At 59.2% G+C, this 15,240-nt stretch carries 12 protein-coding genes; 7 read left to right on the top strand and 5 right to left on the bottom strand.

Going from position 1 to position 15,240, the window contains the following annotated elements:
- On the bottom strand, positions 1-910 hold a 910-nt coding region (locus IQ254_RS02470; RefSeq protein WP_193963995.1), incomplete at its 3' end, for a peptidoglycan-binding protein.
- A 111-nt stretch (positions 911-1,021) separates the two neighbouring features.
- Complete coding sequence (locus tag IQ254_RS02465; RefSeq protein WP_193963994.1) at positions 1,022-1,261, bottom strand: NfeD family protein; 240 nt, start codon at positions 1,259-1,261, stop codon at positions 1,022-1,024.
- A gap of 386 nt (positions 1,262-1,647) precedes the next feature.
- Here IQ254_RS02465 and IQ254_RS02460 point away from each other — a divergent pair, with 386 nt between their 5' ends.
- The 5 genes from IQ254_RS02460 to IQ254_RS02440 all read left to right on the top strand — a co-directional run bounded on the left by IQ254_RS02460 (position 1,648) and on the right by IQ254_RS02440 (position 7,280).
- Positions 1,648-3,009, top strand: a complete 1,362-nt coding sequence (locus IQ254_RS02460) for a nicotinate phosphoribosyltransferase (RefSeq protein ID WP_193963993.1) — start codon at positions 1,648-1,650, stop codon at positions 3,007-3,009.
- A gap of 6 nt (positions 3,010-3,015) precedes the next feature.
- Positions 3,016-3,681, top strand: a complete 666-nt coding sequence (locus IQ254_RS02455) for a nicotinate-nucleotide adenylyltransferase (RefSeq protein WP_228039993.1) — start codon at positions 3,016-3,018, stop codon at positions 3,679-3,681.
- A complete protein-coding gene (locus tag IQ254_RS02450; RefSeq protein WP_193963991.1) occupies positions 3,642-4,388 on the top strand; it encodes an NUDIX domain-containing protein in 747 nt (248 codons plus the stop codon). The genes IQ254_RS02455 and IQ254_RS02450 overlap by 40 nt, the downstream gene beginning before the upstream one ends.
- A 63-nt stretch (positions 4,389-4,451) precedes the next feature.
- Complete coding sequence (locus tag IQ254_RS02445; protein ID WP_193963989.1) at positions 4,452-5,420, top strand: DNA methyltransferase; 969 nt, start codon at positions 4,452-4,454, stop codon at positions 5,418-5,420.
- 69 nt (positions 5,421-5,489) lie between these two features.
- Positions 5,490-7,280 carry an NAD+ synthase gene (locus tag IQ254_RS02440; protein ID WP_193963987.1) on the top strand — a complete coding sequence of 597 codons (1,791 nt, stop codon included), beginning with the start codon at positions 5,490-5,492 and terminating at the stop codon, positions 7,278-7,280.
- Positions 7,281-7,337: 57 nt separating this feature from the next.
- Here IQ254_RS02440 and IQ254_RS02435 read toward each other — a convergent pair whose 3' ends face one another.
- The 3 genes from IQ254_RS02435 to IQ254_RS02425 all read right to left on the bottom strand — a co-directional run bounded on the left by IQ254_RS02435 (position 7,338) and on the right by IQ254_RS02425 (position 11,236).
- A complete protein-coding gene (locus IQ254_RS02435) occupies positions 7,338-7,925 on the bottom strand; it encodes a YdcF family protein (protein ID WP_228039991.1) in 588 nt (195 codons plus the stop codon).
- Between the two features lie 356 nt (positions 7,926-8,281).
- Positions 8,282-10,030 carry an ABC transporter ATP-binding protein gene (locus IQ254_RS02430; RefSeq protein WP_193963983.1) on the bottom strand — a complete coding sequence of 583 codons (1,749 nt, stop codon included), beginning with the start codon at positions 10,028-10,030 and terminating at the stop codon, positions 8,282-8,284.
- An 81-nt stretch (positions 10,031-10,111) separates the two neighbouring features.
- On the bottom strand, positions 10,112-11,236 hold the full coding sequence (locus IQ254_RS02425; RefSeq protein WP_193963981.1) for a YdcF family protein: 1,125 nt from the start codon (positions 11,234-11,236) through the stop codon (positions 10,112-10,114).
- 285 nt (positions 11,237-11,521) lie between these two features.
- Between IQ254_RS02425 and IQ254_RS02420 the strand changes: the two genes are divergently transcribed.
- Together IQ254_RS02420 and IQ254_RS02415 are read left to right on the top strand one after the other, a co-directional pair.
- Positions 11,522-13,180 carry an iron ABC transporter permease gene (locus IQ254_RS02420; RefSeq protein ID WP_193963979.1) on the top strand — a complete coding sequence of 553 codons (1,659 nt, stop codon included), beginning with the start codon at positions 11,522-11,524 and terminating at the stop codon, positions 13,178-13,180.
- Between the two features lie 33 nt (positions 13,181-13,213).
- Positions 13,214-15,004 carry an alpha/beta hydrolase gene (locus tag IQ254_RS02415; protein WP_193963978.1) on the top strand — a complete coding sequence of 597 codons (1,791 nt, stop codon included), beginning with the start codon at positions 13,214-13,216 and terminating at the stop codon, positions 15,002-15,004.
- The last annotated feature ends 236 nt before the right edge of the window (positions 15,005-15,240 follow it).

Genomic DNA, 15,240 nt, shown 5'->3' with positions numbered 1-15,240 from the left:
GGGTGGGGCTGGGGGGTGACGCAGTCGCCCGGTACAGGGCCTGCCAGGTGGCCGCATCGACGGTGCCGGTAACGGGCAGGCCGTTGACCCGCTGAAACTCCCGCACAGCATTTTGAGTGGTTTGGTCGTAGATACCCGTAATCACAAAGCTGGCGGGCAAATAGCCCAGCTGGCGCAGTCGTCGCTGCACCTCCATGACATCGGCATTGGGGGAAGGGTTGGTGGGCTGACCGGGAAGCGTGGTTGGCGGGCTCACCTCATAGACCGGGCCACTGTACTGGAGGTGACCGCTATCGACCCAGTTGCCGTTGGTCAATTGAGCCCAGCCGACGCTAAATCGCCCGGTAAGAGCGATGCGGCTGCCGTTGACAAACTGCCCTACCACTGGGTACTCAAAGCCAGCGCCAGAGCGGATATTGAGGGCAAAATTTTGTGGAGTAACTACGGTGGCTAGATTGCGAGGGTCACCGGGAAGAGGCCAGCTGGGCGCTGTTCCAATCGGCGCTGAACTGACCAGGTTGCCCGCTACCCAAGTTGTATCCACCAGCTGCACCCAGCCATTGCGGCGCGCCCCAGACAATTGCAGGGCAGTGCCTCGCCCTACCCGCCGATACACGCCGTTGTTGGTGCTGGGGCCCCACCGCACGTTGAGGGCATAGCCCGCTGGGGTATTGGCATAGACCGTGCTACCCCAGCGAGAGGAGTTGGCCAAGGCTGGCAATCCGAGGCCACTGCCCACAACGACTGCCCCCGCCGCGATCGCCAAAATCCGTCCCCAGCGGGCAGTCGTTATGGGGGCAATCCCAGACGTAGCAAGGGGTACTGCACCTATGGGCGGCACTGATGATAGATGGGTGCCTAAGTCAGTTTCCCAAGCCAGCCAGAGATGACATTGAACCAGGCTATCCATAGGTCAACAGTGGGCAGGAAGGATTTTGGCAAAACTACTTTAATCATAGAGGTTTTTGCTAGATCCTTCGGGATTTCTACAGAAAATGAGCTTTATCCCAGCCCAGCAAAACTAGGCACAGGCCGCCGCCAGCAGCGGGGAAACCAGCAGAGTCAACCCCTGGCGACCGACTACTAATACCCGACTTGACACCGCTAGTGCATAGTTAGCGTCGACTAAACCGTCATAGAATCGGGCGGGCCAATAGGTGCCCTCATAGAAGACTCGGCCCCTAATGTGAGCGCTAATAGGACAATCAACCCGGGCGGCTTTAGGGGTGTCAAAGAGTTCCAGCGTGTGGGTCAGATTCATCGCTATCCTCCCAGTAGTTTTTAGTTGTCTTGTACTTTTAGTTGTCTTGTACTTACTCGTTAGTGCTATTTGAGCGCTGCCTGTGACAGGCGATGTAACGTAGCGGTGCTCTGGCCTTCGTTCTTGGGGTTGTCCTAGTTCTCTCGGCAGACCCAGGATTGCTCTAGCCCTATATGAATGGACGATAGAGGCCAGGCCAAGGAGCTGACCGCAGTTCTGTGACAGATATTGAAGCGTGTGCTAAACGATCTGAGACTGAGGTCGTTACTGTTACCCTATAGGCCCAGTTGGGGTTGGTTGATTGCCCTTCTGATCCAGGATCAGGGGTGGCGAGGGGCGAAATAAAAGAATTATGGTATAAATAACTAAAACTACCCTACTCTGGCATGACCTACCCCGATTTGCTGGCCACCCCTAAGGATTACGGCCTGTTTACAGACCTGTATCAGCTGACGATGGCAAGTTGTTATGTCGGCGAAGGCATTGCCGATCGCCGGGCCAGTTTTGAGCTATTTGCCCGTCGGCTACCCCAGGGCTACGGCTACATGATTGCGATGGGTCTACACCAGGCCATCGACTATTTGACCAATCTGCATTTTTCAGATCAGCATTTGGAGGCGCTGCGACAGACAGGGCTGTTTAGCCATGCCCCCGATGGGTTTTGGCAGCAGCTGGCGGCGGGGGGCTTTACCGGGGATGTGTGGGCGGTACCGGAGGGAACAGCCGTGTTTGCCAATGAGCCTCTGCTGCGGGTAGAAGCGCCTCTGTGGCAGGCGCAAATTGCTGAAACCTATTTACTCAATGCCCTGAACTATCAAACGCTGATAGCCACCCGAGCAGCGCGCCTTCGCGATGTAGCCGGGCCAGAAGCGCAGCTCTTAGAGTTTGGCACTCGCCGGGCCTTTAGCCCCCAGGGAGCGCTATGGGCCGCACGGGCCGCGCTGGCCGGGGGGCTCGATGCCACCTCTAACGTACTGGCGGCGGTGCAGCTAGGCCGTCGGCCCGCAGGGACTATGGCCCATGCCCTGGTAATGGCGTTTACGGCTTTGGAGGGCAGCGAAGATGACGCGTTTGAGGCCTTTCAGCGCTATTTCCCCCAGGCGGCTTTGTTGATTGACACCTACGATACGGTGGCGGCGGCAAAGCGGCTCGCGACTCAGGTGGCGGCGGGTGAAACTCAGGTGGCAGCGGTGCGACTGGACTCGGGGAATCTGGCAGAGCTGTCGCAGGCGGTGCGATCGCATTTGCCCGCCGCCAAAATCATCGCCAGCGGTGACCTCGACGAGTACGAGATTGACCGCCTGCGGCGGGCGGGCGCGATGATTGACGGCTACGGACTCGGCACCAAGCTAGTCACGGGCGACCCGGTAAACGGGGTCTATAAACTGGTGGAGATTGATGGCGCAGCCGTCATGAAGGAAGCCTCCTGCAAAACCACCTTGCCAGGCCGCAAACAGGTATTTCGCCGTTACCAGGGGGGGCAAGCCATGGGCGATCGTCTGGGCCTGATGACCGATACCGTCGCCGCTGACGAGCAGCCGCTTCTACAATGGGTGGTCAAACAGGGGCAGGCGGTGCAGGTACCGGAATCGCTGGATGCGATCGCCGCCCGTACCGCCGCCGCCGTGGCCAGTCTGTCCATCCCGGTACGCCAGCTCGATCACCCCGATGAGTATGCCGTTACCCTGTCGGAGTCTCTGGTCGAGCTGGCGGCGCACACCCGCCGCAGTGCAGTATCGCAGCCCTAAGATCCCATGCCTCTGCCGATGACTCTACCCAATGGCTCGATGAATCGTTCTTCAGTGCTTTCCATTGCTCTATTTGGCACCAGCGCCGACCCACCCCACCAGGGCCACGCGGCCATTCTCGCCTGGCTGGCTACTCAGTTTGACCACGTGGCTGTCTGGGCCGCCAACAATCCCTTCAAGGATCACCAGACCTCTCTAGGCGATCGCTTTCGCATGCTGGAGCTGCTAATCGACGAGCTCGATATCTCCCCCCGATGTGTGCAGGTACACCCTGAACTTAGCCATATGCGCACTATCGTGACCCTAGAGCGGGCTCGACAGATCTGGCCCCAGGCTCAATTCTCCCTGGTGGTGGGGGCCGACCTGGTCGAGCAACTGCCCTCCTGGCAGCGGGCTAAAGAAATCTTCGCGGCGGTCAACATATGGGTCATACCCCGCCCGGGCTATGACCTCAGCGAGGCCAGCCTGGAGCGGCTACGGCAGTACACCACGGTAACCGTAGCCGCTATGCCCGCCATTGATGTTTCCTCGTCGCGGTACCGCCAGTGCGACGAGGCCACCTCGACCCAGCTAGATGCGCCGGGCCTGACCCCAGCCGTACAGTCTTACATTGCCCAACACCATCTCTACCCATGTCCGCAAATCTCCACCGCACCCCTAACTACCCTCTGAGCACCGTTGACCTGGCCGATTTTAAGGTCGGGGTAGACAACGTGATTTTCTCGGTCGATACCCACCGCAACCGGCTGCTGGTGCTGGTGGTGATGCGCCAGACAGACCCCTTTGCGGGCCACTGGAGCTTACCTGGCACGCTGGTACGCCAGGGAGAAACCCTGGAAGCCGCCGCCTACCGGGTGCTGGCCGAAAAAGTTCGGGTCAATACGCTCTACCTGGAGCAGCTCTATACCTTCGGGGGCCCCGATCGCGACCCCCGTGAGTCGCCCCAGGCGTTTGATGTGCGCTACCTATCGGTCAGTCACTTTGCCCTGGTGCGCTTCGAAGACGCCGAGCTGATTGGCGACAGCAGCGGCAGCATTGCCTGGTATCCCCTGGCTGAGGTGCCACAGCTGGCCTTTGACCACACCGAAATTCTCAGCTATGGCTACCATCGTCTGCGCAACAAGCTGGAATACAGCCCGATCGCTTTCGACGTGCTGCCTGAGGTGTTTACCCTTGGCGATCTCTATCAGCTCTATATCACCGTGCTGGGCGATGGATTTTCAGACTATTCCAACTTTCGCGCCCGGCTGCTAAAACTGGGTTTTTTGCAGGATACGGGCCAAAAAACCTCCCGGGGAGCCGGACGCCCCGCCAGTCTCTATCGGTTTGATGCCGCCGCCTTTGAGCCCCTGAAAGAGAAACCCATGGTGTTTATTTGAGGGCAGGGGGACGGGGAAGACAAACAGCGGTTGCATATATTTTCGAGGTGGGCAAGGTAGATCATGAAAGTCAGGGCACCTAGAAATCGAACCCTAGAGCTGGCCGATCGAGAGCGGGATAGTCTGTCGCGGCGGTTAATCAGCCTGACCCAAGCGGTGTCGCCCCCAGACATTCTCAACCAAACGATTTGCCAGGATGTGCTGACGGCCCTACCCCATCTCCCCCCAGGGTCGGTGGATCTGCTGATTGTGGACCCCCCCTATAACCTGACTAAAGATTTCAACGGCAGTCAGTTTAAACAGCGCGATCGCACCGTCTACGCTGCCTGGCTCGACCGCTGGATGAGCCAGCTCAGACCGGTACTCAAGCCCAACGCTTCGGCCTATTTCTGCGCCGACTGGGCCACCTCAACCGCCCTGTATCCCATCTTGGAGCAGCACTTTACCGTGAGAAATCGGATCACCTGGGAGCGCGAAAAGGGGCGCGGGGCCCAAACCAATTGGAAGAATGCCAGCGAAGATATCTGGTTTTGCACCGTCTCCGACCGCTACACCTTTAACGTTGATGCCGTCAAGCTCAAGCGCCGGGTGCTCGCTCCCTACCGCAATTCAGCTGGTCAACCAAAGGATTGGGATGATACCGGGGCAAAGCAGTATCGCCTCACCCACCCCTCTAACCTATGGACCGACATCACGATCCCGTTTTGGTCAATGCCCGAAAACACCGACCACCCCACCCAAAAGCCCGAGAAACTAATCGCCAAGCTGATGCTGGCTAGCTCTAACGCAGGTGACGTCGTGCTCGACCCGTTTTTGGGCAGCGGCACTACCTCGGTGGTAGCTAAAAAACTGGGACGGCAGTACATCGGCATTGAGCAGGATCTCGACTACTGCTGCCTGGCCCAAAAACGCTTAGATTTAGCAGACTCAGACCCTAGCATTCAGGGATACTCCGACGGTGTGTTTTGGGAGCGCAACACCCTATCTGCCCAGCGCAGTTGCCGCCCACAGTCGGGCATTGCCGAGCGATAAGCCACGGTTTTGCCTGAGAACTATCGTTTAGCCCAGTTAGCCAGCCCAGTTAGCCAGCCCAGTCAGCCTATGAAATTTGCGATCGCCCAGCTTAACCCCACCATTGGCGACCTGGCCCACAACGCCCAGCAGGTGCTCAATGCCGCCCGCCAGGCCGACCAGTTGGGCGCCCAGATATTGGTCACGACCGAGCTAGTGCTGTGCGGCTACCCGCCCCGCGACCTGCTGCTGCGGCCCAGCTTCATTCAGGCCATGGCCCAAACCCTGGAGGATTTAGCCCTGGCGCTGCCGCCCCACCTGGCCGTGCTGGTGGGCTATGCCGCCGCCAACCCCAAGGCTCGCTACTCGGGCGAAAAGCCCCTTTTCAACAGCACCGCCCTGCTGCAAGGCGGCCAGGTGCAGCAAGTCTTTCACAAGCAGTTGCTGCCCACCTACGATGTCTTCGACGAAGACCGCTACTTTGCCCCCGGCCAGGGCCCCAGCAGCTTTACTCTGCCCTGTGGTGACTGGGGCATTCGCGTGGGCGTCACCATCTGCGAAGACCTCTGGAACGACGAGGAGTTTTGGGGCGGTCGCAGCTATGCCCGCAACCCCATTGCCGACCTGGCAGGCGACGGCGTCGACCTGGTGATCAATCTCTCAGCCTCGCCCTACTCCCTCCACAAAGCACAGCTGCGATCGGCCATGCTGGCCCACAGCGCCGCTCGATTTCGCTGCCCCATTCTCTACGCCAACCAGGTGGGGGCCAACGACGATCTGATTTTTGACGGCGCCAGTCTGGCCTTTGACCGCCAGGGTGAACTGGTGGCCCGCCTGCCTGCGTTTCAAGCCGGGCTGGCTGTGGTCGACTATGACCCGGTGAAGGGCGACCTCACCCCTGGGGAGGTGGCACCGCTCCCCACTGACGACAACGAAGCCCTCTGGTCGGCCCTGGTGCTGGGGGTGCGCGACTATACCCACAAGTGTGGTTTTGCCCAGGCCGTGATTGGCCTCAGCGGCGGCATCGACTCGGCCCTGGTGGCGGCGATCGCGGCAGCGGCCCTCGGCCCCGACAACGTGCTGGGTGTGCTCATGCCCTCCCCCTATAGCTCAGCGCATTCCGTCAGCGATGCCCTGGCTCTGGCCCAGGCCCTGGGCATCGCTCACCAAACCCTGGCGATCGGTCCGCTGATGGCCGACTACGACCAAGTGCTCGACCCGCTATTTGCCGACACCAGCCCCGGCATTGCCGAAGAGAACATTCAGTCGCGCATTCGCGGCAACCTGCTGATGGCGATCTCCAACAAATTTGGCCACCTGCTGCTCTCGACCGGCAACAAGTCAGAGATGGCTGTGGGCTACTGCACCCTCTATGGCGACATGAATGGGGGGCTAGCCGTGATTGCCGATGTGCCTAAAACCCGGGTCTATGCCCTCTGCCAATGGCTGAACCAACAGGTAGGGCAAGGCAGCAATGGCGCGATCGCCCCGGTAACGCTAGGAACCCTGGCGACCCGAGTCAGCGCCCAAGGTCTGATCCCTCAAAATATTCTTGACAAACCCCCCAGCGCCGAACTCAAGCCCGGCCAGGTCGATCAAGACTCGCTGCCGCCCTACGACGTGCTCGACGACATCCTCGATCGCCTGGTGCAGCGCCACGAATCGATTGCCGACATGGTCGCCGCTGGCCACGATGCTGCCGTGGTCGAAAAGGTGCTGCGGCTGGTATCTCGGGCTGAGTTTAAGCGACGGCAGGCACCGCCAGTGCTCAAGGTGACCGATCGCGCCTTTGGCATGGGCTGGCGTATGCCCATTGCCAATCGCTGGAGGAGTGAGGCGGCTGTTCACCCCCTCACCGCTGAGCAACTGCTAGAGGCGTAACATAACTCCATCTCTTGCCTGGGTTTGAGAGGGAGGGATCTCCCCGGCCAACGACTTTTAGTCTGTGCTCTGGGTCGCTGGCAGGTAGCAGTTCCAATCCTCTACTCTAAAGTTTGCCGCGGCCTCAGCCTTTAGATGCTGCTCTGGAGTCGTGGGAAAATACCTCCCCAGTACTCCATATTTGGCCAAGGCGGCATATTCGCGGAGCATTCTATAAGCCCGCTTAGGAGATAGGGAAATAACCGGATGCTGTTCTACCACATAGGGTTCTACCTGCTTAAATCCGAACCCTTTAAAGACCCAGACAGAGCGCAACATGTGGGGTTCATCTGTAATCAAGAGAATGCGATCATTCGCGCTTGGTTGAAGCAGTGCATCGGAAAAAAGAGCATTCTCCCAGGTAGATTCAGAACACCGTTCACCACTAATTTGGGTTGCGGGTATCCCCATTTCTTGAAGGACATCAATAATGACAGGTGCATCCATCATGCCGCTCACAAAAATATTCGCACTCTGGTTGTCTTGCCAATATTGAGCAGCAGCGAGTGCCCTGTCAGCCAGGTCATTGGGGCCTCGCCCTAGCACCACAATAGTATCTACCGGCGCATCGTCAGCCTCTACAAACAGGCTGAGCATGCCCTTCATGGGTAGGTAGAGTAGCACAGGCGATAAGAGGAGTATGGCACCTACAGTGCTGAGCCAGGCCCTGCCAGACCTATGCCTGGAAAAAGTGCTGAAAATATGATCACAGGAAAGACATCGATAGGCAGATCTGCCATGGCTTAGATCGGGGTGTACAACAGTTTTTCTGCTGTTGCAGGTCGGGCATTTCATAGGGTGCCTACCAGTCTAAATAACGTTTGCTGCCCCTGTGACAAAAAGCGTATGCCCAGAATATGCGAACAGGTGCCCGCCACCTAGATGGATCTCGTCAACTTAATATAAAATTAATCATCGTATGTGCCAGGATTGAAAATCTGACCATAACGGCTCTATTAACCCTATTGCAGGATCGACTCCAGCTGGTGCTGTTCCCACAGATTGCGGTAGAGGCCGGGTTGCTGTACCAGATCGCGGTGATGCCCCTGCTGCACAATGCGGCCCTCATCCATGACAAAGATGCGATCGGCGGTGGCGGCGGCAGACATCTGATGGGAGATAAACAGCACCGTTTTTTGCTGAGTGCCCTCCGACAGAGCGTTGAGAATGGCCGTAGCGGTGCGGTTATCAACGCTGGAGAGGGCGTCGTCGAGCACCAGAATAGGAGCATCGACCACCAGGGCACGGGCCAGGGCGGTGCGCTGTCGCTGCCCACCGGAGAGGGTAATGCCGCGCTCGCCGACGATGGTGTCGTAGTGCTGGGGAAAATTCTGGATTTCTTCGTCCATTTGGGCCTGTTTAGCGGCGTGCTGCACCTCTAAAAACTCCAGCAGCGGTGAGCCGTAGCGAATGTTGTTGTTGATACTCGTGCTAAACAGAAAGCTGTCTTGGGGCACGTAGGCGATCGCCCGTCTGAGATCTGCTAAGGGCAGCTCGGTGACATCGTAGCCATCTAGATAGAGCTGGCCGGGGCCGATGTCGAGCAGGCGGGGCAGGGCATTGGCCAGGGTTGACTTCCCCGAGCCAATCGGCCCCACGATCGCAATCTGCTCCCCGGGCGATATTTTAAAGCTCACCGCATCCAGGGCCGGCACTTTGCTGTCGGTGTAGTTGTAGCTGAGATGGCGGGCTTCCAGGGTGCCCTGCACCTGTTCAATGGGTAGGGGAATGGCACTGGGGGAAGTCTGTACCTCGGGCTCGGCATCGAGAATTTCTTCGACCCGGTTGATGCTGACTTCGCCGCGCTGGTAGGCGGTGATGGTAAAGCCCAGCAGTGCCGTGGGGAAGACCAGCCGCTCGACGTAGAGCAACAGCGCCACAAAGTCGCCGACGGTGAGGGCGCCATCGGCGATCGCCCCGGCCCCGGTGGCCAAAATTACCAGCAGGCTAATGCTGGCCAGCCCTCCCAACAGCGGAAACAGGGTGTTGCGGGTGCGGGCCAGGGTGAGGTTGGCGGTGAGCAGATTGGTGTTGAGGCGGCCAAAGGCACGACGCTCGTTGTCTTCTTGGGCGTAGATCTTGATCAGCGCGATGCCGCTCATGTCTTCTTGAATCAGATCGCTGAGATCGGAGATGCGCTCCTGTACCTCTAGCTGCTGCGATCGCAACCGATGGCTAAAGCTCTGCACCAGCACCAGCATGACCGGGTAGACAATCAGCGAGATCAGCGTCAGCCGCACGCTGATCGACAGCATCACCGGCACCGTCAGGGCGTAGGCAAACAGCGTATTGGCCAAACTGAGAATGGCAAACCCCAGCAGGCGACGAATGTTGTCAACATCGCTGGTGGCGCGGCTGATCAATTCTCCGGCGGTGTTGCGGCCAAAGTAGGCGGGCTCCAGGCTCAGCAGGTGCTGAAAGATGCGCTGCTTGAGGTCAAACTCCACCTGGCGACCGACCCCAAACAGGGTAATGCGCGACACCATGCGAATCACCCACATCACTGAGGCCAGCAGCAGCACCAGCAGCGAATAGTACATCACCCGGTTGAAGCTAAAGGTGACCTGTAACTCGTCGATGCCGTTGCGAATCAGCAGCGGAATCCACACGCCCACCAGGTTGACGATAAACAGCGCCACTACCCCCAGGGCAGCCTTTTGCCAGTGGGGCCAGAGGTAGGTGCCCAATTTTTGTAGCTGCGATCGCGCCATATCATCTGCCCTAATTGCCCCCTTATCCTAGACGAATTTGAGAGCGGCCATTAGGAGGAACTGAGCTGGCAGACGGCGGCGCTAGATGGTCTCGACCACCTGTTCCCACTGCATGCTGAAGGGAGGCAGCCAGCCGCGCAAAAAGTAATAGATCGAGTTCAGCAGCTCGCTCCAGTAGCGGGTCGTGAGCACTAGAGCATTGACGTTAGGAGCTAGATCGGCCAAACGGGCCAGAGTCTCGCGGCTATCTGGGCCAGGGGTGCTGTAGAGTTCGGTTGGTGCGGCCACGACTTGAATGCCATCGTTTTCAAAAGCCAGGGCAGCTCGGCGCATCATCAGCGCGGGAGCGACCAGCACCACCCGGTTGGCCTCACGGTTAGCGCGGCTGGTATCAAGGGGCTCGCTACGGGGTGGTTCAGTAAACAACCCTTGCTCAGTCAAAAAGTCTTTTTGATCGGTCACAGTGCCGTGAATATCAGTGCCCGTATTCTCAACGCGAATGCTTTCTGCGGGTACCCCTCGGCTGGTGAGCTGGTTGCGAATAGCCTGCCTGAGCACTTCTTGCTCGTCGCCGCTGCTATACCGTGGTCCGGCCGTAACCGTGACAAAGGGTCTGGCCTGACTGATGCGGCTGTAGACATTAGCCGCGCTGTTGAGCCGCGCTACCAGCACCGGGTCAAGGGGATTATCGGCATCGATCCGACTGTTGAGGGCGTTGGTGAGTCGGTAGGCGTCGGCATTTTCGCCGATGACAACGATCGACACGGCCCGGTCTACCGGCACCTGATCAATCGCGGGGCAAATATCGCTACACAACCGCTGCTGACTCGCATAGGCTCGCTGCACAGCACCTTCTGACTGGTTGACTAGCGCCCGCGCCACCAGGGGCATGCTGCAAAAAAATAAGATCAGCAGGGCCACCATCACCATGCGCCCGTTGACCTTTTTCATGCCGTTGCTGAGGGCCAGAATCAGCAACGTAATCGCCCCGCCTAGGGGCGTCAATGGGAAGGCCAAGAACTCCCAGAACACCCCGATAGTATTATCTTCGGGGAACAGAAACGCTCCTGCGATCAGGGCCAAAATCATCGCCCCGCCAAACCAGGTCAGAAAGTTGGCCGGGATAAATTTCTTCAGTATCCACCACAGAAAGTAGCCAATGCCAAGCCACAGCAGCAGGCGGGTGAGTAGGTTAAGAATATCCATGGGCAGTCTGCAATGGAACGGTAGGCACTGAAGCCGGTGTGAGGCCCGCACTCTGTCCAGAATCAATGGCTGAGCGAGACAACGAACCCTTCCCGCAGGAACTCTCTGCAAAGCATACTTCAGGAACGAAAACTCGGGCTATCTGCGGCCCGATTCAGCCCGATTTTTTGGCCTCTAGCATTGGGGTTCCAGAGTGCTAGCTGCCGCTGATTGAGCGGCTGGAGGCAAGCTCAATCAAAGGGACATTCTATGCTAAAAGGAATGGATAGCAATAACTACCCCCCTATGAAAGCTCTGGGTGCCCACTGGAAAACCTTGGTGTTTCGGCCTAACAGCTGGGCGATCGCCGTCACGCTGATTGCCTTGGTCATGCTAATGCCGGTGGCAATTATTCTCGCTAGTTTGACCACCAACTCTAGTGAAGCCTGGGGCCACCTGGCCACTACGGTGCTGCCCGAGTACCTACGCAACTCCCTGGTGCTGATGGTGGGGGTAGGCATGGGGGTACTGAGCATTGGCGTCAGCACGGCCTGGCTGGTGAGTGGCTGCCAGTTTTGGGGCAGGCGGTGGTTTGAATGGCTCTTGCTGTTACCCCTGGCGGCCCCGACCTACATTCTCGCCTACGTCTATACCGACACGCTGGAATACTTTGGCCCGGTGCAAACCACGCTGCGATCGCTGTTTGGCTGGCAGCGGGCGACCGACTACTGGTTTCCCAACATTCGCTCGCTGGGCGGGGCGATTTTACTCTTTAGCCTCACCCTTTACCCCTACGTCTATCTGCTGGCGCGGGTGGCGTTTTTAGAGCAATCGACCGCCACCCTGGAGGCCAGTCGTTCGTTGGGGCGCGGCCCCTGGCGCAGTTTTTGGACTGTGGCGCTGCCCCTGGCGCGACCGGCGATCGCCGCTGGTACCGCCCTGGCCCTAATGGAAACCCTCAACGACTTTGGCACCGTCGCCTACTTTAGTGTGGCCACCTTTACCACGGGCATCTATCGCACCTGGTTTGGCCTGGGCGATCGCCCGGCGGCGGTGCAGCTCTCGGCGGTGCTGCTGCTGTTTATCTTTGCCCTGGTGCTGCTAGAGCAGCGATCGCGGCGGCAGGCGCGCTACTACCAGGGCATGGGGCGATCGCTGTCGCAGGCCCGCCATCAGTTGCAAGGGCTGCGGGCCGGGGGGGCCTGGCTGGCCTGCGCTGGCCCAGTGCTGCTGGGGCTAATTATTCCCACCGGGCTGCTGCTGGCCATGACCATTCGCAACGCCGCAGATACCCTCGATCGCGACTTTATCGTGCTCGGCCTCAATAGCCTGGTGCTGGCGGTGTTGGCTGCCCTGCTGGCGGTAGTGCTGGCGCTGGTGATGGCCTACGGCCTGCGGCTCAACCACACCCCCTTTCTCAAACTGGCGGTGCGGGGGGCCAACCTGGGCTATGCCGTGCCGGGAGCGGTAATTGCTGTCGGTACCCTGATTCCATTGGCCCGCTTCGACAATGCGATCGATGCCTGGATGCGGCAGACCTTTGGCGTTTCTACCGGACTGCTGCTCAGCGGCACGATGATTGCGCTGCTGTTTGCCTACCTGGTGCGGTTTTTGGCGGTCAGCTTTGGGGCGGTAGAGGCGGGCCTGAGCAAAATTAAGCCTTCCCTGGATGATGCCGCCCGCAGCCTGGGCCAAAGCCCGAGCCAAACCCTGCTCAAAATTCACCGTCCGCTGCTGGGCAGCAGCCTGCTGACGGCGATCATGCTGGTGTTTGTGGATGTGATGAAAGAACTACCTGCCACGCTGATTATTCGCCCGTTTAACTTCGATACCCTAGCGGTACGGGTCTACCAGTACGCCGCCGACGAGCGGCTGATCGAGGCTTCGGCCCCGGCGCTGGCAATCATTCTAGTGGGGCTGTTGCCAGTGCTGTGGCTGAGTCGGCAGATCGCTGCTGACAAATAACTGGTTTAATGGCTGGCAGAGTGGTTAACGTCGGTGCCGAGTCGCGATCGCCCTGGCGAACTATTGGTGGCTGGTATCCCCAGCAGCATTGCCCACGACCAAACGCAACAAATCTGGAGAAACGCCTTGGCTGTAGTTGAAGCCTCAGTTGGGTTATGCAGTCGGTGGCCAGGGCGACGGGTGACCAGCCTGGTAGGAGGCCTGCTGATCGCCCTGGCGGCTGGGGAGGCCGCCGCCGCCGAGCGCATTAGCATTCACCAAGGCTTGTTCGCGATCTCGATTTCGGTAGAGGCCCTAGAGCAGTTTGCCGCTACCGGCGTTGTGCCCCCTGAGTTGCGACACACCGTGGGGCGTCTAGACGAGCAGGCTCAGGCCCTGGTGCGCCAGAAGCTAAACGCTGGGCTAGATATCGATGTCGTGGCCATGAGCCAGTTGGCCAACTCCGCCCTGGGCGACGATTACCTCGCCCGCATGGGCAACCTAGTGCGTACCGAGGTGAATGACAACGGGGCGTTAGGCCTGCGGGCGGCCCATGTAGCGGCGGCCCAAGACCCTGAAGGGGTCACGGCTATGGGGGTGATTCGCCACTTCCCCACCGATATTCGCATTAGTGTGCCCGATTTGCGCTATCTCAACCGCCAGTGGGATGGCTTGACCACCTATAAACTGGCCGCCTTTGCCGCGATTCAGCAGCAGGCCCAGCGAGAAGTCGACAATGCCGCTGTGGTCGATTTCTCGCGGCTCCCTGATTTGCGCCAGCCAGGGCCGGTTCCCTTTGCCGCTCAAACCATCACGCTGGTCGATGCCGATCGTCCTTCGCCGTTCAGTGAGGCCGGGCGCACCTTTGATGTCGATGTCTATCTGCCCCAGACCCAGTCTGCCGCTCCAGTGGTGGTGATTTCCCATGGCTGGGGCTCGTCTAAAGAAAGCTTTGCGTTTTTGGCCCAGCACCTGGCGTCCTACGGCTTTGCGGTGGTGGTACCCCAGCATATCGGCAGCGATCGCATCTTTCAGCAGCGATTTTTGTCGGGTCTGATCAACGAAGATATTCCGCCGCGCGAGTATATCGATCGCCCCCTCGACATCACCTACACCCTGGATGAACTGGCCCGGCGCTCAGCCGCCCCCGGCCCTGACCAGGGGCGGTTTGACCTGGAGCGAGTGGGCGTCATTGGGCATTCGCTGGGGGGGTACACGGCCCTGGCGATCGCGGGGGCTACCATCAACTATCCCCTGTTGCAGCGGGCCTGTGTCGCCAATCGACCGTTGACGTTCAATCTGTCGGTTTATCTCCAGTGCCGCGCTGCGCCGCTGACCCCGGTTGATCTGTCCCTAGATGATCCGCGCATCGATGCGGTCATGGCTCTCAACCCGATCGATAGCGTAGTGCAGGGCCCGGCTGAAATTGCGCAGATCGCCATTCCCACCCTGCTGGTGTCAGCCAATGTCGACCTGCTGGCCACGCCAATACAGGAGCAGATTCATCCCTTTACCTGGCTCACCACCGACCATAAATACCTGGTGACTATGGCCCCCGCCGGGCATGGGTCGAGCGTGCAGTCGAGCGTGGCCGACCACACCGTCCATGGTGGGCTGGCCCCCAACACTGCCCTCGGCAGCGAGTATAGCCGGGCCCTGGCGACCGCCTTTATGCAGCGGTACGTGGCTCAAGATCTGGGCTATCAGCCCTTTCTCAGCGCCGCCTATGCCGCCTATTTGAATGCCGACCCGATTGCTCTCAATCTGGTGCAGTCGCTCACCGCCGAACAGCTGGAGGCGGCCTACGGCGCGCCCTCCCCGTTGCCGATTAGGCCGAAGCCCTAGGTGGTCAGGTCGGCGGCAACCTCATAATCCTCTAGCCGCTGCCAAAGCCTTTCGCCAAGGGCTCCAGGCGGATCGCCTGGAGAATGGGCAGCTCATTCTCTCATCTTTGCAATCTCACTTAGGCCAATCCCAAGGGACACCAGCAGCCTTCCCAAAAGCTGTACAGAAGGCTCACAACAGCTTGATTGCAACGGTTCCCAGCATCGTTAGGCTAAACTATAGCTACCGTTAAACGT

The organism is Nodosilinea sp. LEGE 07088 (assembly GCF_015207395.1).
Lineage (GTDB): Bacteria > Cyanobacteriota > Cyanobacteriia > Phormidesmidales > Phormidesmidaceae > Nodosilinea.
This window is presented reverse-complemented; position numbering and strand designations above follow the sequence as displayed.

Bases quoted from the DNA above. Each gene is read 5' to 3' on its own strand.
- IQ254_RS02465 (WP_193963994.1), bottom strand. From the start codon at position 1,261: ATGAATCTGACCCACACGCTGGAACTCTTTGACACCCCTAAAGCCGCC.
- IQ254_RS02460 (WP_193963993.1), top strand. From the start codon at position 1,648: ATGACCTACCCCGATTTGCTGGCCACCCCTAAGGATTACGGCCTGTTT.
- IQ254_RS02455 (WP_228039993.1), top strand. From the start codon at position 3,016: ATGCCTCTGCCGATGACTCTACCCAATGGCTCGATGAATCGTTCTTCA.
- IQ254_RS02450 (WP_193963991.1), top strand. From the start codon at position 3,642: ATGTCCGCAAATCTCCACCGCACCCCTAACTACCCTCTGAGCACCGTT.
- IQ254_RS02445 (WP_193963989.1), top strand. From the start codon at position 4,452: ATGAAAGTCAGGGCACCTAGAAATCGAACCCTAGAGCTGGCCGATCGA.
- IQ254_RS02440 (WP_193963987.1), top strand. From the start codon at position 5,490: ATGAAATTTGCGATCGCCCAGCTTAACCCCACCATTGGCGACCTGGCC.
- IQ254_RS02435 (WP_228039991.1), bottom strand. From the start codon at position 7,925: ATGAAGGGCATGCTCAGCCTGTTTGTAGAGGCTGACGATGCGCCGGTA.
- IQ254_RS02430 (WP_193963983.1), bottom strand. From the start codon at position 10,030: ATGGCGCGATCGCAGCTACAAAAATTGGGCACCTACCTCTGGCCCCAC.
- IQ254_RS02425 (WP_193963981.1), bottom strand. From the start codon at position 11,236: ATGGATATTCTTAACCTACTCACCCGCCTGCTGCTGTGGCTTGGCATT.
- IQ254_RS02420 (WP_193963979.1), top strand. From the start codon at position 11,522: ATGAAAGCTCTGGGTGCCCACTGGAAAACCTTGGTGTTTCGGCCTAAC.